The sequence below is a fragment of the Bacillus sp. V33-4 genome (assembly GCF_002860225.1).
Classification (GTDB): Bacteria; Bacillota; Bacilli; order Bacillales; family Cytobacillaceae; genus Bacillus_BJ; species Bacillus_BJ canaveralius.
On sequence record NZ_PGVC01000036.1, the window covers coordinates 39060 to 58829 of the forward strand.

At 43.6% G+C, this 19770-nt stretch carries 21 protein-coding genes; 19 read left to right on the top strand and 2 right to left on the bottom strand.

Annotation, left to right across the window (positions count from 1 at the left end):
* Positions 1-38 precede the first annotated feature (38 nt).
* The 5 genes from modA (at position 39) to cstA (ending at position 5846) form a co-directional block, all read left to right on the top strand.
* Entirely contained in the window at positions 39-830 is a 792-nt protein-coding gene (gene modA, locus CVD23_RS13950; RefSeq protein ID WP_101666362.1) for a molybdate ABC transporter substrate-binding protein, read from the top strand.
* A 138-nt stretch (positions 831-968) separates the two neighbouring features.
* Positions 969-1319, top strand: a complete 351-nt coding sequence (locus CVD23_RS13955) for a hydrolase (protein ID WP_101575268.1) — start codon at positions 969-971, stop codon at positions 1317-1319.
* A gap of 108 nt (positions 1320-1427) precedes the next feature.
* The gene (locus CVD23_RS13960; RefSeq protein WP_101666363.1) at positions 1428-3206 is read left to right on the top strand and encodes a sensor histidine kinase; all 1779 of its coding nucleotides are present in this window, start codon (positions 1428-1430) and stop codon (positions 3204-3206) included.
* Positions 3181-3927: a LytR/AlgR family response regulator transcription factor gene (locus tag CVD23_RS13965; protein ID WP_101666364.1), complete on the top strand. Its 747-nt coding sequence runs from the start codon at positions 3181-3183 to the stop codon at positions 3925-3927. Before CVD23_RS13960 ends, CVD23_RS13965 begins: the two co-directional genes overlap by 26 nt.
* A gap of 125 nt (positions 3928-4052) precedes the next feature.
* On the top strand, positions 4053-5846 hold the full coding sequence (gene cstA / locus CVD23_RS13970; protein WP_101575271.1) for a carbon starvation protein CstA: 1794 nt from the start codon (positions 4053-4055) through the stop codon (positions 5844-5846).
* Between the two features lie 64 nt (positions 5847-5910).
* Here the strand turns inward: cstA and CVD23_RS13975 are convergent, their stop codons facing one another.
* Together CVD23_RS13975 and CVD23_RS13980 are read right to left on the bottom strand one after the other, a co-directional pair.
* Positions 5911-6201 (bottom strand): hypothetical protein, encoded by a 291-nt coding sequence (locus CVD23_RS13975; protein ID WP_142382902.1) that lies wholly within the window; start codon positions 6199-6201, stop codon positions 5911-5913.
* 26 nt (positions 6202-6227) lie between these two features.
* A complete protein-coding gene (locus CVD23_RS13980) occupies positions 6228-6485 on the bottom strand; it encodes an alpha/beta-type small acid-soluble spore protein (protein ID WP_101666365.1) in 258 nt (85 codons plus the stop codon).
* A gap of 211 nt (positions 6486-6696) precedes the next feature.
* On the opposite strand from CVD23_RS13980, the gene CVD23_RS13985 reads away from it, so the two are divergent.
* The 14 genes from CVD23_RS13985 to CVD23_RS14055 all read left to right on the top strand — a co-directional run bounded on the left by CVD23_RS13985 (position 6697) and on the right by CVD23_RS14055 (position 19659).
* Positions 6697-8112: an alanine/glycine:cation symporter family protein gene (locus CVD23_RS13985; protein WP_374702643.1), complete on the top strand. Its 1416-nt coding sequence runs from the start codon at positions 6697-6699 to the stop codon at positions 8110-8112.
* Positions 8113-8523: 411 nt separating this feature from the next.
* Positions 8524-9606 carry a hypothetical protein gene (locus CVD23_RS13990; RefSeq protein ID WP_101666367.1) on the top strand — a complete coding sequence of 361 codons (1083 nt, stop codon included), beginning with the start codon at positions 8524-8526 and terminating at the stop codon, positions 9604-9606.
* The gene (locus CVD23_RS13995; protein ID WP_101666368.1) at positions 9593-11761 is read left to right on the top strand and encodes a molybdopterin oxidoreductase family protein; all 2169 of its coding nucleotides are present in this window, start codon (positions 9593-9595) and stop codon (positions 11759-11761) included. Before CVD23_RS13990 ends, CVD23_RS13995 begins: the two co-directional genes overlap by 14 nt.
* The gene (locus CVD23_RS14000) at positions 11762-12322 is read left to right on the top strand and encodes a 4Fe-4S dicluster domain-containing protein (RefSeq protein ID WP_101575277.1); all 561 of its coding nucleotides are present in this window, start codon (positions 11762-11764) and stop codon (positions 12320-12322) included.
* Positions 12323-12333: 11 nt separating this feature from the next.
* Positions 12334-12858 (top strand): Rieske (2Fe-2S) protein, encoded by a 525-nt coding sequence (locus tag CVD23_RS14005; RefSeq protein ID WP_101575278.1) that lies wholly within the window; start codon positions 12334-12336, stop codon positions 12856-12858.
* Positions 12848-13048 carry a hypothetical protein gene (locus CVD23_RS14010; protein WP_101575279.1) on the top strand — a complete coding sequence of 67 codons (201 nt, stop codon included), beginning with the start codon at positions 12848-12850 and terminating at the stop codon, positions 13046-13048. Before CVD23_RS14005 ends, CVD23_RS14010 begins: the two co-directional genes overlap by 11 nt.
* Positions 13048-13362 carry a hypothetical protein gene (locus tag CVD23_RS14015; RefSeq protein WP_101575280.1) on the top strand — a complete coding sequence of 105 codons (315 nt, stop codon included), beginning with the start codon at positions 13048-13050 and terminating at the stop codon, positions 13360-13362. Before CVD23_RS14010 ends, CVD23_RS14015 begins: the two co-directional genes overlap by 1 nt.
* Positions 13349-13624, top strand: coding sequence for a hypothetical protein (locus CVD23_RS14020; protein WP_101575281.1), 276 nt, complete (start codon positions 13349-13351; stop codon positions 13622-13624). Before CVD23_RS14015 ends, CVD23_RS14020 begins: the two co-directional genes overlap by 14 nt.
* A 5-nt stretch (positions 13625-13629) precedes the next feature.
* A complete protein-coding gene (locus CVD23_RS14025; RefSeq protein ID WP_101575282.1) occupies positions 13630-14940 on the top strand; it encodes a NarK family nitrate/nitrite MFS transporter in 1311 nt (436 codons plus the stop codon).
* A gap of 90 nt (positions 14941-15030) precedes the next feature.
* The gene (locus tag CVD23_RS14030) at positions 15031-15678 is read left to right on the top strand and encodes a sensor histidine kinase (RefSeq protein ID WP_101575283.1); all 648 of its coding nucleotides are present in this window, start codon (positions 15031-15033) and stop codon (positions 15676-15678) included.
* 173 nt (positions 15679-15851) lie between these two features.
* Positions 15852-16505, top strand: a complete 654-nt coding sequence (locus CVD23_RS14035) for a response regulator (protein WP_101575284.1) — start codon at positions 15852-15854, stop codon at positions 16503-16505.
* A 15-nt stretch (positions 16506-16520) separates the two neighbouring features.
* On the top strand, positions 16521-16973 hold the full coding sequence (locus tag CVD23_RS14040) for a GAF domain-containing protein (protein WP_101575285.1): 453 nt from the start codon (positions 16521-16523) through the stop codon (positions 16971-16973).
* Between the two features lie 18 nt (positions 16974-16991).
* The gene (locus tag CVD23_RS14045) at positions 16992-18335 is read left to right on the top strand and encodes a PAS domain-containing sensor histidine kinase (RefSeq protein WP_101666369.1); all 1344 of its coding nucleotides are present in this window, start codon (positions 16992-16994) and stop codon (positions 18333-18335) included.
* A gap of 334 nt (positions 18336-18669) precedes the next feature.
* Entirely contained in the window at positions 18670-19659 is a 990-nt protein-coding gene (locus CVD23_RS14055) for a LacI family DNA-binding transcriptional regulator (protein WP_101666371.1), read from the top strand.
* Positions 19660-19770 lie beyond the last annotated feature (111 nt).

Sequence of the window (19770 nt, forward strand, 5' to 3'; positions counted from 1 at the left end):
TCTACGTTTGTCACAAAGATAAGAAGGCATGGGGAACAATGAGAAAATTAATAAAGCTTTATATGATTTTCATCGCGATTGTGATCGCAGGCTGTTCCCAATCGGAACAACCGGACAACCAGGAGAAAAGAACGGAGCTTACGATTTCTGCGGCTGCGAGCATGAAGGATGCTTTGACAGAAATTAAGACAGCTTATGAAAAAGAGCACTCCGGTGTCGAACTGTATTTTAATTTTGGCGGAACTGGAATGCTCCAGCAGCAAATTTCCCAGGGTGCGCCAGTTGATTTATTTTTATCGGCCGCTGAAGACAAATTTGCTTTACTCGTTGAACAAGGCTTCATTGAAGAACGGTATAGCACCGACCTCGTCGGGAATGAATTAGTCCTTGTCCAGTCCAAAAACCGAAAAGAAAATCTGACAGGATTTGCAGATCTTGCCGATGATGCGGTTGAACGGATTTCAATTGGAACACCTGAAAGTGTTCCGGCGGGGAAATACGCCCGGGAACTTTTGGAGTATGCCGAGTTGTGGGAACCAGTCCAGACAAAACTGATTTTCGCCAAAGATGTTCGCCAGGTTCTCACGTATGTTGAAACAGGCAACGTCGATGCGGGCATCGTTTATAAAACGGACGCGCTTGTATCGGATAAAGTAAAGATCGCCGCTATTGCTGGCGCGGAAACCCACTCCCCGATCGTATATCAATTAGGCGTCATCCGAGGATCTGATAACCGCGACGGAGCGATTAAATTTTATGAATTTTTACAAGCGAAAAAAGCGGTTGATATCCTTGAAAAATATGGTTTTAATTCATTGGCAGACAAATAGGACAGATTGCAAAACTATTTTTGCGCGGTGCTTTTTAAGTGTGCATTCGCGCTACACAGAAAAAGCAAGCAATGAAACGATTAAAACATGCGGAGAGGTGGTAAAGCATACATATAAACGACCCGAGGAGATGAAAGGATGGATTTAAATAAAAAGACTTATTATGTCAATATTGAAAATGGCGAGCTTTTGCAAAATGCCACTGAGCCTGAAGCAGAGTGGAATTTTAAAATTTTTGCAACAGACGAAGAAGCAGCGCGGCTGCAAGAACTTTTTAGCGAAAACTATAATGCTGATTTAAAGACGTACGCCCGGGCTCATGTTCCTTACCTCGAATATCACAAAGCTTCACAAAATGAAGAATATGATGCAACGATTGAACAAGCGTATGCGATGATTTATGAGCTTGGCGATGAAAAAGCAAAGCGCCATATCGAAGGCATGGGAATATTAAATGGAGAAGATGATGAGTTAGGTAAAGCACCATAATAATGGAGCGTTGGGTAGTTAATTCGTTTGCGAATTGGCTGTCCTTTTTTATTGCAGAATAGACTATCGTGTATAATAACATTATACAGACTGGCAGGGGGGATAAAGTTGATTGAGCTATTGCCCTTAATGGTTGAACGGGTCGGAATTCTGGTTATTGTCGCATTTTTACTATCAAGGATGAAGTCGTTCAGGCAAATTATCCATAATGAACCAAGCATCTCAGGTAAAGTTATTTTAATTGCCATTTTTGGAACATTTGGAATCATTAGCAATTATACCGGTGTCGAAATCGAAAGCGGGGCCGTTTCTTCCCATGTATGGCAAGCAGATGTTGACATCGACAGTGCAATTGCAAATACAAGGATCATGGGCGTTGTTATTGGCGGTTTGCTTGGCGGGCCGGTTGTCGGATTGGGAGTTGGTTTAATTGCGGGACTTCACCGCTTGACGCTTGGGGGGTTTACGGCAGTAGCATGTTCGGTTTCAACGATTTTTGCCGGCTATGTAACCGGTCTGCTTAGTAAGCGGTACAGAATCCAAAAAAATCGCGCCCCATGGGGAGCCGTTTCAATTGGGATCCTCATGGAATGTATCCAAATGGGAATTATCCTCGCCGTCGCCAAGCCGTTTGACGCAGCTGTCCACTTAGTTGAAATTATCGCTTTTCCGATGATAGCAGTTAATGGATTCGGGACGTTACTGTTCATTTTAATCATTCAAACAATTCTTTCGGAGGAAGAAAGAACAAGAGCGTTGCAAACGAATAAGGCACTTTATATTGCTCAGCAAACGCTTCCATTTTTCCGGCAGGGATTAAACATGCATTCGAGCCGAAAAGCAGCGGAAATTATCCTGGGCGAAACGAAAGCGGATGCCATCGCGATTACGAACGAACATCAAGTTTTGGCCCACGTTGGAGCCGGGTCCGACCATCACAATCCGATGGAAATGCTGGCGACTGAATTGACGAGGAAAGTATTGGAGCAAGGGCGTATTATCAAGGCCACCGCACGCAGCGAAATTCGCTGCATGAAAGAGGATTGCCCGTTGCAGGCAGCTCTTGTGTTGCCGTTAATCGCCAATAGCAGGACAGTCGGGACATTAAAGCTTTATTTCCTGAATCCGGCCAGGATGGACAAGGTTGAACAGGAACTGGCAGAAGGCTTGAGCAAACTTTTTTCCACCCAACTGGAGCTGGCGGAAGCGGAGATGCAAAGGCGGCTCTTAAAGGACGCTGAAATTAAAGCGCTTCATGCCCAGGTTCATCCGCATTTTTTATTTAACTCGATCAATACAATCTCAAGTTTAATTCGCTCGGATAAAGACAAGGCAAGAGAGCTTTTACTAAAGCTTGGTGTGTTCTTTCGCAGCAATCTGCAGGGAGCCCGGCAGATGTTGATCCCGCTGGAAAAGGAACTCGAGCATGTTGAAGCGTATCTTGCTTTGGAACAAGCCCGGTTCCCGGACAAGTATTCTGTTTATATGGATATAGAACCGCTGCTGAAAACAGTGCTGATCCCTCCCTTCACATTGCAGCCGTTGGTTGAGAATGCAATTCGCCATTCTGTTTCAAAAACGCAAAAAGCGGAAATCACTGTGCGGGCTTATGCAAAGGGTGGGAAAATGGTCGTCGTTACCGAAGATAACGGAAAAGGCATCCCCGCCTCGATGCTTAAGCATTTAGGAAATGATACGGTCAGGTCTGAAGAAGGAACGGGAACAGCATTGTGGAATATCAAAAACCGGATCCAGGAAATCTATGGGGCGGAAGGAAACTTCCTGATTGAGAGTGAACAAGGAAAAGGTACGAAGGTTTTTATCACCATGCCTTTGGAGCAAAGCAAATGGAGTGAGGAGTATGTTAAAGGCCTTTATAGTGGATGATGAGCCGTTAGCCAGGGATGAGCTGGCTTATCTCCTGTTACGGACGAAAAAAGTAGAAATAGTCGGTGCTGCAGATAGTATTGAAACAGCCCTCAAGCAGCTTTCCGATTTCGAAATTGACGTTCTGTTTCTCGATATTGAATTGGGAGAAAACAGCGGTATCGACCTGGCTAAACAGCTGGTTGAACTTGAGCAAAGACCCGAAATTGTTTTCGCAACAGCTTACGATGAATTTGCCTTAAAAGCATTTGAACTGGAGGCAGCAGACTATATTTTAAAGCCTTTTGATGAAAGCCGTGTCGGCCAAACCGTTGAAAAAATCTCAAAGCTCCTCGCCAGGAAAAAAGCAATCAAGTCGGCAGAACCCGAGCAAAAGCCGCCATTTTTGGAACGGACCGGCAAATTGGCGATTACCGCCGAGGAACGGATTGTTTTAATCAATATTGAAAGTATCCTTTATATAAGTACGGCAGAGGGAAGAACCATGATCGCTACGGATAAGCAAAAATATTATGCTGCAGAACCACTTGTAACCTTTGAGCGAAGGCTGCAGGGTACGCCAATTGTGCGTGTCCATCGCGCCTTTCTTGTCAATCTGAAGGCGATTCTTGAAATACAGCCATGGTTTCATTCAACGTATAATTTAATGATGCCGGATGGAGAGAAAGTCCCTGTCAGCAGGACCTATACAAAAGAATTGAAACAGTTGCTGGGTTTTTAGTCCTGCTGCATTTCAGTCCGCAAATTTTGCACCTCACTCGTGAATTCGTGCATTCTATTTTGAAAAATCATGACTGGCGCTTTCATCATATAAAATAGACTCAACGCGAAAGGGGGAAGACTAAAATGAATGCGGTTACAATCGTTATTGCATCCATGTGTATTTTAATGATTGCTTATCGGCTATACGGCACTTTTATGACAGTTAAAGTTTTAAAATTAAATGATGCCAAGCCAACACCTGCGCACGAACTAAATGATGGGAAAGACTATGTACCAACTAATAAATGGGTCAGCTTTGGCCACCACTTTGCTGCGATTGCAGCAGCCGGTCCGCTCGTCGGCCCAATCCTGGCAGCCCAATTCGGTTATCTTCCGGGCTTGCTTTGGCTGTTGATCGGTGCTGTTATCGGGGGAGCGGTGCATGATGCAGTCGTGTTATTTGCTTCCATGCGCAAAAAAGGAAAGTCGCTGTCAGAGGTAGCGAAGGAAGAATTGGGACCTGTTGCCGGATTTTGTACAGGACTGGCCATGCTGTTTATCATTACGATTACAATGGCCGGATTGTCAATGGTTGTTCTCCATGCATTGGAACAAAATCCTTGGGGAACATTTGCAGTCGGGATTACGATTCCGATCGCAATGGGCGTCGGTATTTATTATAAGAAAACCGGAAATCTAAAATTGGCATCAACAGTCGGCTTTATTCTATTAATGATCGGAGTATTCATCGGTCCTTCGATTCAAGGTACTGCACTTGGGGATCTATTAACACTTGATACAAAAACATTGGCTATTATTTTACCTATTTATGCGTTCTTTGCTGCTGCACTTCCGGTCTGGCTTCTGCTCGCACCGCGTGATTATTTAAGCAGCTTTATGAAAATCGGTGTATTTATCGCACTGATTATCGGGGTATTCGTGATTAATCCTGCGATTGAATTTCCGGCTATAACTGAATTTATCGGTGGAGGTGGCCCGATCCTTGCTGGTCCGGTCTGGCCATTCATTTCGATTACAATCGCCTGCGGTGCGATTTCAGGCTTCCATGCCTTTGTAGGGTCGGGGACAACCCCGAAAATGCTTGATCGCTGGAGCGATATTAAAGTTGTCGGTTTCGGTGCGATGCTAGTGGAATGTTTGGTGGGGATCATGGCTTTAATCGCGGCAACTGCGCTGCAGCCTGCTGACTACTTTGCGATTAATTCAACACCTGAAGTGTTTAGAACTTTGGGTATGGATGTAGTAAACTTGCCACAGCTAAGCCAGGAAATCGGCCTTGATTTGGAAGGACGTACCGGGGGTGCGGTTACGCTTGCTGTCGGGATGGCGTACATTTTTACGGGTATTCCATGGTTCGCAAACTTAGCTTCGTACTTTTTCCAATTCGTTATCATGTTTGAAGCCGTCTTTATCTTGACCGCGATTGATGCGGGTACGCGCGTGGCCCGTTACCTGATTCAGGATTTCTTCGGGGAATTTTACAAACCATTGAAAAAAGTTGATTGGCTGCCGGGATCGATTTTTGCGAGCGCGCTTGCCTGCTTCATGTGGGGTTATCTCCTTTATTCTGGAGATATCGGTTCAGTCTGGGCGTTGTTCGGAGTATCGAACCAGTTGATGGCTTCAATTGGGTTAATTATCGGTGCGACAGTTATCCTGAAAATTGCCGATAAACGAAGATACATGCTAACATGCCTTGTCCCGCTTGCTTACTTGTTTGTGACAGTAAACTATGCAGGATACTGGATGATCCAAAATGTATACCTCAATCCAGCTGCAGCTGGATACAACGTCCTGAATGGAATTTTATCAATTATCATGCTAGTTCTCGGAATGATTATCATGATTACTGCGATTAGAAAGTGGATCTCGATGTGGAATTCACCACGAGTTGAATTGGAAGCCATGTCAGCATAATAAAAGAACTGTTAAAAGCGAGGCGGTGCCTCGCTTTTATTATGGGCAAGCTTCATTTTCCATATCAAATAGAAATACTAACATCCCCATCTTCGGAAATTTCAATCGTGCTGTAGCTACGAAAGGCATCAGGATTTATTTCGTCGGAAATTTCGTCTGAAATATTTTCTAAATACTCGTTATATAATCCAGGCTCCTTGATAACGTGATAAAAATAAACTTTTTTTCCTTCGATTGTATTGGTTTCCCTGAGCACAAAACGTTCCCCGTATTTTTGGGTAAACCAGTGGTGAGCACCTTCATGATCACTAAAGTCGGGCAATTGCTCAGCTAATTGTTCTATATTAAATTCCACTCCCATGCTCCTTTCATCCATCACACTTATTGTTTGGGCTTTCCCAAGCTCTGCTTGGCCATATTAATCATTTCCCGAACCATATTGCCTCCAAGAGGGCCGCCTACTTTGCCGGCCTGTTCAGAAGTTAATTTGCCATTATAGCCTTTGCGCAAAGGAATGCCTTGTTCAGCAGCTACTTCATATTTAGCATCCTCAGGGTTTGCAGTTCCGGCTACCCTGGCTTTTAACTGATCCAACCCTGCTCTTGCTTCGGGAATCAGAATCTTATTTCTTCTTGCCAATTTGCATCACTCCTTTGCAGATAGTTTCTCCTAATCGCTTTAAAAATGATTAAGGTAAAAATTGTACCTGATGAATACGGAGATAAAGATTGTTTTACATTGTCTCTTATCCTATAATTCTAAATAGGTTAAAAATTCAGAATTGTAAAAAGGAGGAACATTTTTGGAGAGTTTCGTTAATGCTTTAAACGGAATACTGTGGAGTACACCGATGGTTTACGTTTGTCTTGGTGTAGGTCTTTTGTTTTCGATTTTAACCCGGTTTTTGCAGGTAAGGCATATTAAGGATATGGTTGTGCTGATGTTTAAAGGAAAAAGTTCGGATGCGGGTGTATCGTCATTCCAGGCCTTATCTATAGCTCTAGCCGGCCGCGTCGGAACAGGGAATATTGCAGGAACAGCCACAGCGATCGCAATGGGTGGTCCGGGAGCCGTGTTTTGGATGTGGTTAATGGCATTTCTCGGAGCAGGTACCGCTTTCGTCGAGTCCACTTTGGCACAGATTTATAAAGTAAAGCGAGATGGTCAATACCGTGGGGGACCTTCTTATTATATTGAAAAAGGGATTGGACAAAAATGGTTTGCTGTGTTGTTTTCGATTTCAACCATTCTGGCAATGGCAATATTAATGCCGGGTATTCAAGCAAATTCGATTGCATTGGGAGTGGAAAACGCATTTGGCATCAGCCCGGCGATAACAGGCATCTTTTTGGTTCTTTTACTGGGTTTAATTATTATTGGCGGGGTGAAGAGGATTGCCACATTTGCCCAGTACGTTGTTCCTTTTATGGCAATTGGCTATATTCTCGTATCATTAATTATCATTGCTTTTAATATTTCTGAAATACCAGCTGTTTTTTCGCTTATTTTTAAAAGTGCTTTTGCGGTTGATTCAGTTTTTGGCGGAATGATTGGGATGGCAATCATTTGGGGCGTGAAGCGCGGGATTTATTCAAACGAGGCTGGCCAGGGAACCGGGGCTCATGCGGCCGGTGCTGCAGAAGTATCCCATCCTGTCAAACAGGGATTGGTACAGGCGTTTTCCGTCTATATTGACACTTTGTTTGTTTGTTCCGCGACAGCTTTCATGATTTTGTTTACAGGATCATTCAACACGGAAAATCCCGAAGGAGGATTCCTTGTCAACAATTTACCGGGAGTTGAGGCCGGTCCTGAATTCACGCAGGCTGCGGTTGAAACTGTTCTTCCTGGTTTCGGTGCCGGATTTGTGGCGGTTTCTTTATTCTTCTTTGCTTTTACAACGATCGTTGCTTACTATTATATTTCCGAAACAAATATCGCTTACTTGGTGCGCGGTAAGGGGAATAATGCAGCAATGTTCTTCCTGAAAATCGTCTTGATGGCGTCAACCTTCTATGGATCTGTTCAAACAGCCACATTGGCATGGGCAATGGGGGATGTTGGTTTAGGGCTAATGGTTGTTACGAATTTAATCGCCATTTTGATTTTGGCGAAGCCGGCACTCATTGCCTTAAAGGATTATGAAGCCCAGAAAAAGCAGGGGCTCGATCCAGTGTTCAACTCGAAAAAATTGGGCATCAAAAATGCGGAGTTTTGGGAAACTGAATATAAATTTGATGGCGAGGATAATGAGCAAGCCTCATAGATAATGAAATAAAAAAACGCACAGGGTTTTTAAATCCCAGTGCGTTTTTTTTATCGGCAAAAAAGGTTGGATAAGGGGTTTCGCTTAATTAATCGGACTTTCCGCTTAATTACGAATTTATCCGCGAGATTATCGCTCCGACACGCTTAATTACTGGCTCGTTTCGCTTAATTCCAGCCAATTACCGCTTAATTAATTTTACACGGCCTTTTTGAAGCCTTGATAAAGACAAAGCCTGCTGTATCCGAACAGGCTTTTTTGTATTTGTGGCGGAATTTTGTCTGGAATAAGGGTTTATAGGGGGATTTTCTCCTCAGGATAGGGGAGTTCCCCGATACGGAAAACTTTGCGTGATTTTTACAATTAGAGTATCAAAAGTGATTCTAATTTTCGCAATAAGGAGGAACGAAGATGCAGGCAAAAGCTTTAACAAAAGATAAATCGGGACATCCGGTCGGTAACGCATTTGCGTCCCATTTTGCCAAATCGATGTTTTTAGCTGTAAGTGCAATTGTCTTACTATCTTTTATCGGAACGAGAATGTTTACTCATATTGATTTAAATCTTTACGGATATATGGTTGGAACAATCGTATTCATCGGGGGATTCTTTTATCGGTTTATCGCCTGGGGAGAGCGGCCGCCTACAAAAATTTTCATTAAAAAGGGAATAAAGCTGCTGTTTCGAAAGTCGACCCCGAAAACTTCTGTAGAACATCTTGCTACGTACCGGTTTATTTGGAACCGCGGGGTTTACCGCTGGACTCAGCATATGCTGATCGGCTGGGGCTGCGTCCTTGCTTGCCTGGTCACTTTCCCGCTCGTGTTTGGCGGAATGTATTTCACCATGCCGGAGAACGGTTATTACACGGTTGTCGCCATGGGCTTGGATGTAATGACGGTTAAAGCGGATGGGGTAATAGCCTGGCTTTCCTACAACGCATTGAATATTTCAGCGATCATGGTCATCACGGGAGTATGCATGGCGCTCTACCGCCGCTTAAAGAATATGCAGGCAAGAGCGGAACAAACCTTCCTGTACGATTTCCTGCCGCTGTATATGCTGCTTTTAATAAGTGTCACAGGCTTGGCGCTTACTTTTATGAACGTATTTTTACACGGCTGGGGGCAGCCGGTCATGTCCTTGATTCACCAATATTCAGTGATTGTTACATTGATTTATCTTCCGTTCGGGAAGCTCGCTCATATTCCGTTCCGGCCGTTAAGTGTTTTTGCCCGGAACTACCGGGAGCATTATGCCGAGCAGTCGATGAAAGAATGCAAGGTTTGTGGTGACGGATTCGTATCAACTGAACAATCTAATGATGTTATTTCTGTGCTAGGTATAAATGAAATGAGTTTTCAACAAAAAGAAGGCTTCCATCTCGCAGAGCTTTGCCTTCCATGCCGGAGAAAATACCGGATTGCTCAATTTTCAGGAATAGCCACCCACGAGATAAAAGTTAAGGAGGCCAACCAGAATGCAAAGGGATAAATTCTTCAGAGACATAGAAAATGTGAAGCATCCAAATGAAACACTTGTCCCAACACATTGCAGCTATTGCGCCATGCAGTGCGGAATGAACCTGCGTGTAGATACAACAACGAATAAAATTATCGGGGTTGAACCTCGCTACGACTGGCCTGTAACTTTAGGGAAAATGTGTCCGAAAGGGGTTACCGCGTATCAGCAAGTCAATCATCCAGACCGTATCCTCAAGCCGCTAATCCGCGATGACGCTTCTTTAAAAGGAACAAAACAAGGTTTCCGTGAAGCGACCTGGGATGAGGCGTACGATCTGGTCGTCAAAAAGTTTAAAGAGCTTCAGCAAAATTACGGAAAAGATAGCGTTTCCGTTTACGGCGGCGTTTCCATGACAAATGAAAAGTGTTATTTAACAGGAAAATTTGCCCGCGTAGCACTCCAAACGAGATATATCGATTATAATGGACGTTTTTGTATGGCAAGTGCGGCGGGTGGCTTAAATTGTTCATTGGGTATTGATAGAGGCTCGACAGTTCCCTGGACAGATGTTCATGAAACAGATTGTCTATTCCTTGCCGGCAGCAACACAGCGGAGTGCCATCCAACTTCGATGTTCCGTATTTGGAATGTACAGGAGCGGGGCGGTTACCTGATTATTGCGGACCCGCGCGAAACGCCGATTGCCAGAAGAGCGGATGTTCATCTAGACCTTAGACCGGGTACAGATTTGGCTCTGGCGAACGGAATCTTAAATCTACTTATCCAAAACGGCCATGTTGATGAACAATTTGTGAACAATCATACAAACGGCTTTGAAGAAATGAAGCAAGTAGTTAAAGAATTTACTCCAGAATATACAAGCCAAATCACTGGAGTGGCTCCTGAAAAAATCATCCGCGCTGCCGAACTGTACGGAAAAGCACCGAATGCCATCGTCATGTTTGCAAGAGGAATCGAGCAGCAAATTAAAGGAGTAGAAAACGTTTCTGCTTATATCAATATGGCACTTGTTACTGGTAAAATTGGCCGCCCGAAATCCGGAGTTGCCACAATCACAGGACAAGGAAACGGGCAGGGCGGACGTGAACACGGACAAAAAGCTGATGCACTACCAGGCTATCGTAAAATTACCAATCCGCAGCACGTAAAGGAAGTTTCAGCGGTCTGGGGCATTGAACCGGAAGAAATGCCGAAACCGGGAGTTTCTGCATATGAAATGTTTGAGCTGATGGAACAGAAAACAATTAGGGCACTTTATCTTCTTTGCTCGAACCCTGCTGTATCTGCACCTAACCTTAATTATGTAAGGAAGCAAATGAAAAATCTTGATTTCATGGTATGTGTTGACTTTTATCTTTCTGAATCGGCTGAATTCGCTGATGTCATCCTTCCAACGACAACCTGGGCTGAAGATGAAGGAACGACCACGAATGTAGAAGGCCGTATCATCAAAATCAACAAAGCTCAAATGCCATTAGGCGAATCAAAGCCTGACTGGCAAATTCAAGTAGAACTCGCTGAGCGCATGGGACGCGGAAAATACTTTTCACATTTAAAAACTGCCAGGGACGTTTTTGATGAACTGCGCTTAGCATCCAAAGGCGGAACTGCTGATTATTACGGAGTAACCTGGGAAAAGATCGAGAAGCAAAATGGCGTGTTCTGGCCATGTAAAGATGAAAATGATCCTGGAACACCTCACCTGTTTCTTGATAAAAAATTCTATCATGCTGATGGCAAAGCGAAAATAATGGCATTGCCTTATAGGCCGCCAGCAGAGGAACCGGATCAGGAGTACCCGCTGCGCTTAACAACGGGCCGCGTTGTTTATCACTATTTATCCGGTAACCAGACAAGAAGAATCCGATTCTTGCGCGATATGTCTCCTGAACCTTTTGTTGAGGTTCACCCGGAGACTGCCGCTAAATATAACATCAATCATGAAGAAAAGGTACGCCTGTTCACTCGCCGGGGTGAAAGCTTCTATAAAGTAAAAATAACAGAGGCTATTCGTAAAGATACGGTATTTGTCCCATATCACTGGGGTCATGACCAATCGATTAATCTCCTAACGATTCCGGCTCTGGATCCGACGTCGCGGATGCCTGAATTTAAAGCGTGCGCTGCCCAGATCGAAAAATCGGAACTAAAGAAGGTGCAATAAATGAAAAAGAGGCTTTATATCGAACTGGAAAACTGCATAGGATGCCGTTCCTGTCTGGCAGCGTGTACACAGTGCGGGGGACATGAAGAACGGAACCGAAACTATGTGTATGATGTGAATCCGCTTGTTGACAGACAGACGATGCCTCTGATGTGCCTTCATTGTGTCAATCCGGCATGCGCAAGGAGTTGTCCGGCGCAAGCGATCCAGATTCATGAAACAGGTGCGGTGTTGTCGGCGCTTGTCGAAAAATGCATCGGCTGCCAGAACTGTACGATTGCCTGTCCTTATGGCATCCCGAAATTCGACACGGAACAAAATTTAATGTACAAATGCGACTTATGTATCGACCGGTCGAAGGACGGTATTCCGCCTATGTGTGCAAGTGTATGTCCAACCAATACGCTGCAATGGCTGACAGAGGAAGAAATCGAAAATAAGCAAAAGCAATATAATCTCGACAATGATAAATGGGTTACAAGCATGCCTTATCTCGAAAGCGAAACAAATGTCAAAGTAAACCTCCCTGGTATCCTTCAGGGAACAACAAAGCTGTATTAGGAGGGATGGTTATGACGGAGAAAAACAATAAAATCCCCTTTAATGAAGATAATTACACCCACAATATTCATCGCAACAATGAACGCAAGCTTGATAGGCGGGGTTTTATGAAAACATTGGTCGGGGCAGCCGGAGTATTTGCGGTCTCGTCCCTGCCATGGGGAGCTGTTGCCGCTAAAGAACTGATGGGTCTAGGTGAAAAGGAGTATCCTCAGCAAAAAATTACGGAAGTTAAATCGCTCGCTATCGGGGATGCAGTCGATTTCAAGTTTCCTGGTGAACATGATGATGCAATTCTGATCAGGCTCTCAGACGAGAAATATGTTGCTTACCAAAATGCCTGTACCCACCTTCGTTGTCCAGTGTTCTGGGTGAAAGAAGAAGGCGAAATGGTCTGTCCTTGCCATCATGGAAAATTTGATGTCCAGACAGGTGCTCCAACAGCAGGCCCGCCCCGCCGACCGCTGCCGGAAATACAAGTAAAAGTAGAAGACGGGGCAATTTACGCAATAAGGGTGAAACGTTATGAAACATAGTTATCTCATGTTTGGTATTCTGTGTGCGATCTTAATGTTAAATATTATTTTTACCCAGTACATGGTACATCAGTATTTTTTTGAAAACTATCGGACTGCGATCGTTTTCGGGGCATTGAACATCATCTTGTTTCCGGTTGCGATTCTGGTATACAAGAAAGATCAAAAAGCGCAAAGGCGTGAAAGCTGATGAACAACGAAACGTATTTGGACTTTTGTTTTATCAGGGAAGAACTGGGGGGCTTTGCTTCCGATATCGATGAGCTTCTTAAGCAGATTTTCACCGGAGCTTGCCTCAATTGGTATTTGGAAGAAAAAATTACAGATGGTACAGAAATTGTCATTGCAGAAGTTAAAGGGATGAGCCGCTGGCGTTCAGAGGACGAAGTGCAGCAATTCCTTGAAGACAATGCCGGCGAACGATTTTGGAATTACTTGCAGGGATATAAAATGTACATTTATCCTGCAACAATGAGAGGGTGCAGCAGCTGTGCAACACATTAATCTGGAGGAATTAAGACGATTTGTTTCGGTTCCCGTAGCTGTGGGCATCCAGGATGATCAGGGCGATGAAAAAGCTCCTTTTATCCGTAAAACAATCCAAAAAATCGAAATCTGTCCTGACGAGACCCACTTGCGAATTTATTTTGACAGCTTTCATTTCTTTGCTGTCCCGTTAACAGCTAATGTTATCCAAACAGAGCAGGAGTGGTCGGCATTTGATCGGGAAAGTGGACTTTATTATTTATTAAAGAAGGGTGTGTAAATCACATGGCAAAAGATAAACGGATTACGTATTGGAATCCAGAGGATGAATCGTTTTGGCAATCTGAAGGCAAGAAACATGCGAGCAGGAACTTATGGATTTCGGTTCCTTCACTAATGCTGGCCTTTATCGTTTGGCAAATCTGGTCGGTGGTTGCAGTGCGCTTGAATGATATTGGATTTGTATTTACCGATGAACAACTGTTTACGTTGGCGGCGATTCCAGGGCTTGTCGGGGCGACTTTAAGATTCTTTTACACGTTTGCCGTCGGGAAGTTCGGCGGCCGAAACTGGACTGTCATTTCAACGGCAGTTCTCGTGATTCCGGCAATCGGGATTGGAATGGCCGTACAAAATCCGGAAACACCGTATTCAGTCATGCTTTTGCTTGCCGCTCTTTGTGGTCTTGGCGGTGGCAGCTTCTCATCTTCATTGGCGAACATCAGCTTCTTTTTTCCGAAAAAGGAAAAAGGGACGGCACTTGGAATTAACGGCGGTTTAGGAAATATGGGGGTTTCGGTCGTCCAATTTGTAACTCCGCTTATTATCGCAGCAGGAACATTTGCGATGGTAGGAGATGGCCAGGTAATCGCAAATGGCCAAACGATCTGGCTGCAGAACGCTGCATTTATTTGGGTGATCCCGATTGTGATTATGACCGTAGCAGCATATTTTGGAATGGATAACTTGCCTAACGCCACTCAATCTGTAGCAGATCAATTTATCATCGTAAAAAGAAAGCACACTTGGATTATGACATGGCTTTATGTAGCAACTTTTGGATCTTTCATCGGTTACGCTGCCGCATTTCCGTTATTACTAAAATCGCAATTTCCAGAGCATATTTCGCTCGCTTTCCTGGGAGCCTTTCTGGCAGCGGCAGCCCGCCCTATTGGAGGATGGATCTCTGATAAGCTCGGCGGTGCACTTGTTACATCATGGGTATTCGTTTTTATGACAGCCGGTGCATTGGGAGTGATCTATTTTACAAACGCAAAACAATTCGCAGGATTTTTAATGTCGTTTCTCATCTTGTTTATCGCGTCGGGAATTGGATCAGGATCAACTTTTCAGATGATTCCAGCTATATTCCCTGTTAAAGAAGCTGCGCCGGTTCTCGGTTTTACAGCAGCCTTTGCAGCATACGGTTCGTTTTTTATCCCGCAATTGTTTGGATGGAGTGTTAACACAACTGGGACTCCGGTAACAGCATTGTATTTCTTTATCGGATTTTACGTGATATCTTTTGGGCTAAACTGGTATTACTATCAAAGAAAAAATGCAACAAAGAAAACGCAAATTGCACCAGCATCTTAACAATCACAAGCCGGTCCCGAGCTAAAACACAGGGGCCGGCAATTCCCTTACAAATTTTAAGGTCCCAGTCAAGGCGGAAGGAGAAGCGAAATGGCGATTTCACCAGCACAAAATATAAGTTCTTATATTATTCAATCCCAGGAAGAAGAAATTAAGAGAATAGCTTTTGAACTTCATGAGGGCGTTGGCCAAACATTATATAGTCTTTATACCGGCTTGCAATTTCTTGAAAGTGGTGTGGAACAGCCTGCCGCTAAAAGTTATTTAAGAGATATGGCTTTAGTGCTCGAAAAAACAATTCAGGAAGTAAGGCTGCTTTCGGTTGAGCTTCACCCCCCGACCTTAACAACATTAGGTTTGCTTCCCGCTATCAAAAGCTATATAAAGCTGTACACTTCTACCTTCGGAATCGAAGTTAAGCTTGAAAACAAAGGTGCTGAGAAGCCAATTGCTGAACATAACAGTATTGCCCTCTTTCGCGTGTGCCAGGAAGCGCTGGGGAATATTGCTAAATATGCAGATACATCGAATGCAAGGCTTTCATTTATTTGGGAACCAGTTTCATTAAAAATTGAAATCAGCGACGCTGGCAAAGGATTCGATGTCAAGAAAGCAATCAATCAATCATCAGGACTGGCAGCCATGCATGAGCGAATGATACTAGCGGGCGGACAATGTCATATTTCCTCGGCAATCGGGAAGGGAACAACGATTCGAATTTCCTTGCCTTTAACTTAACGATAATTTTCACTATATTGACATTGTATAGCATGAATAATGATTATGAGCCGTTTCCAGAAAGCATGACTTGAAAAAAGTGATGCTTTTTCATACGCGTATTTTTCATGAAAAGGAAAAAAGGCATGTTAAAATAGGAGTAACAAAATAAATAAAAAAGGGGGGAAAGTCTCTTGTTAAAAATTTTGCTCGTTGATGATCATGCGGTCGTAAGAATGGGATTGAGTATGCTTTTAAACAACCATCCAGATATGCATGTGGTTGGGGAAGCTTCCGAAGGAAATGAAGGGATCAAAAAGGCCCTCCAGCTTAAACCGGATGTTGTTATTATGGATTTAAGCATGCCTCATGGAAAAGACGGGCTTTCCGCAACGACTGAACTGAAGAAACAAATGCCCGATATCGCCATCTTAATTTTAACGATGCATGACGACGAAGAGTATCTATTTAGAGCGATCCAGGCAGGTGCCTCAGGCTGTATTTTAAAAAGTGCTCCCCACGAAGAGCTGCTTGCTGCGATTGAATCAGTGGCGAAGGGGGAGGCCTATCTCCATCCGTCGGCTACAAAGAGGCTGATGGAAGAGTATTTAGGCAATATGAAGCAGGGAAATGCTGATACGTATAGTCTGCTTTCCGACCGGGAGAGGGAAGTTTTAACGTTAATCGCCAAAGGATTCTCCAATAAAGAAATCGCTGAAAAATTGGTTATCAGTGTAAAAACGGTGGAAACGCACAAAGGCAATTTAATGGAGAAGCTCCAAATGAAGACAAGGCCCGAATTAGTGGCTTACGCTTTAAAAAAGGGGTTACTCGGATATGGGATGTAAAGGAAACGAAAAAATATGACAGAATTAAATAAGTGTCAGCCGGTCGTTCAAGCATGTGATGAAATACTCAAGCAAACAGCCTGCGACTTTGTTGGTATAGCCCTGCAAAGTGACAGCGGGCCGGAAGTCAGGTGGCATTATGCCGCCGGAAACCGTAATGATAAATATAAAAGGATTACGCTGCGGTATGGAAAGGGAATTGCGGGCAGGGTTATTGCAACAGGAAGCCCGATGATGATTGAAGATTTCCCTAACGATATTCAGGGGAAGGCTCTCGAGTATCCGATCTTGCTGGCTGAGAGCCTCGTCACATCTTTTGGTGTCCCGCTCAACATTAATGGAAAACCAAAGGGCGTACTGTTGATTGGCAGAAGAACAAAACAACCCTTCACCGATCTAGAGATGCAGCAAACATTTGAGAATGCCCGCGATTTAGAAGAAATCTTAAATCGCTTAATGAATCTTTGAGCAGGGGGATATTTATGAATGGACAGGTATAGCGAACAGGAAAAGAATAATCGAAATATGCCTCGTTCCAATGAAGAAACGATTTTAGTAAATGCTTCTGGGACCATTTCTTTTCTTAGCAATAGTGCTTGCGAACGCTTCGGTTATCAGGAGCGTGAAGCAGCCGGTTTAAAAATTGATGAACTTTTTACGGAAATCAGCATTAAGGATATAGAGGACGGGATGATTATCCCTCTATACGGAAAGGACAAGAATAGAAGGACGTTTCCTGTCTTTATCAAGATTAATACTTTTCAACTGAATGGTGAAGCATACTTCCTGATCGTGTTCCAAGATGCTAAAGATAAGTCAAAGCTTAGACGGGAAATACGCGAGCCATTAAACGAGCTGGTTGATTTAAAGTTTGCCCTTGATGAATCAACGATTGTTGCTTTTACAGATGAGAATGGAATTATTAAATATGTTAATGAAAAGTTTTGCAAGGTTTCAAAGTACTCTTCTGAAGAGGTAGTTGGCAAAACTCACCGTATCATCAATTCAGGCTATCATCGAAAGGAATTTTTTACAGAAATGTGGCAAACCATTTCTGCGGGCCAGGTCTGGAAGGGAGAAATAAAAAATCGGGCCAAGGATGGAACGGCATATTGGGTCGATACAACAATTGTCCCTTTTCTGAATGAAGAAGGAAAGCCGTATCAATATTTAGCGATCCGCCATGAAATAACCGCGCGAAAACGGGTTGAAGAAGAGCTGCAAAGAATGATGCTGAAGATGATGGATGTCCAGGAAGAAGAACGCAAGCGCCTTTCACGTGACCTTCACGATGGACTTGGCCAAAACCTCTACAGCCACTTGATCACGATCAACCGGATGCAGGCGGACTTGAACCACCCACTGCTTGAGCAAATGCAGCAAGAAGCATTAGAATTGATTGCAGAGGTACGGGAGATTTCCTGGGAGCTGCGCCCTTCAGTTCTCGACGATCTCGGGCTTGTTCCGGCAATCCGCTCCTTCTTATCCAGGTTTTCCGATTACTATAAAATCGATGTCTCCTTCGAATGTGTCCTGCACGAACGGCTTGAAACAGGGAAAGAGCTTGCGATTTACAGGATTATACAGGAAGCACTGACGAATATCCGTAAATATGCGGAAACAGAGGAAGCATCCGTGACAATGAGGGAGACCGACAACTTTGTAAGAGTGCTGATTGAGGATTTTGGAAAAGGTTTTGAATCTGAAAAGATTCCCCGCGGTGTCGGCCTGTTCAGCATGGAGGAGAGAGCTCGTGCCGTCGGGGGCTCGCTTCGAATCAATTCGGCCCCGAAACAAGGGACAAAGATTATTTTGGATGTGCCAATTTAACGAGGTAGTTTCAATTGTAATGTGGAATCCCGTCTTTTTGACGGGGTCTTTTTTTGGGGAAGGAATGGAGAAATGTTTGAAACATGAATATTTACAATCTCAATTAAAATATACTGCTGTTCAGCAAACTCAGCTTAAAAAATTGCAAGTTAAAATTTTAGTAAAAATATTGACTGGAATATTGATGTGGATTATGATGGAACTGAAGGCGCTTCCAGAAATGAATCCGGTACATTAAGAGAACTGACCAACAGTGTAATATAAGCTATATCCAAACAGTAATGGAGTAAAATGACCCTGTCTTTAATATTAAAAAATGAGTAAGGAGAAAGGTATGGCAACAATAAAAGATATCGCTGAAAGAGCTGGTGTTTCGATTGCTACGGTTTCAAGAGTATTAAATTATGATACAACACTCTCAGTCGGTGATGACACCAAAAAGAGAATTCTAGAAGCAGCTGAAGCGTTATCCTATCGGAAAAAGTCTGAGCGCCGTCCGCTATCATACAGGATTGCGATCGTTAATTGGTATACTGAACAGCAGGAGCTCGATGATCTCTATTACATGTCGATTCGGTTGGGAGTAGAAAATCGCTGCCAGAGTTTGAATCTCCAAATCAAGAAATTCTCCATGGATAGGTCTCAATCCGTGCAGTCTGATGAAATTGACGGGATTATTGCGATTGGAAAGTTCAGTCCGAAGCAGGCTCAAGAACTTCGTAAAATCACGGAGAATATCGTGTTTGTTGACTGTTCTCCTGATGATGATCAATTCGATTCAGTTGTGATCGATTTTAAAAAGGCTACCGAAAATGTGCTCGATTATTTTCTGAAAAAAGGGCATCAAAAAATCGGCTATATTGGTGGAAGAGAAACGTATAAAGACGAGACGGCTGTGATTGATGACGCAAGGCGGATGAGCTTTGAGCGATTTCTGCGCAATACAGAACTCTATAATGAATCTTATGTATATATTGGAACCTTCTCTGTAGATGATGGATATGACCTGATGAAAAAGGCGATAAAAGAACATAAAAGCAATCTGCCGACAGCGTTTTTTGTTGGAAGTGACTCAATGGCGATTGGATGCTTAAGAGCGCTGCACGAAGAAAATATCTCCATTCCTGAACAGGTAAGTATAATCGGTGTAAACGACATCAGTGTTTCGAAATACGTTTATCCCCCATTAAGTACAGTAAAAGTATACACGGAAATGATGGGGGAAACCGCGGTAGATTTACTTTTGGAAAGGTTAGCTGAACGGCAAATTGCCAAGAAGGTTTTTATTGCTACTCAGCTTGAAGTTCGCGGAAGCAGTGAATAAGCTTTACTAGAAAGAGTTCATGGGATGCTCCATGGACTTTTTTGGTTAACGCGTGCCCAGCAAGCCGTTAATTGCTAGTTGGTGAAAGTCCAACCCGAGTAAGTGTCAAGA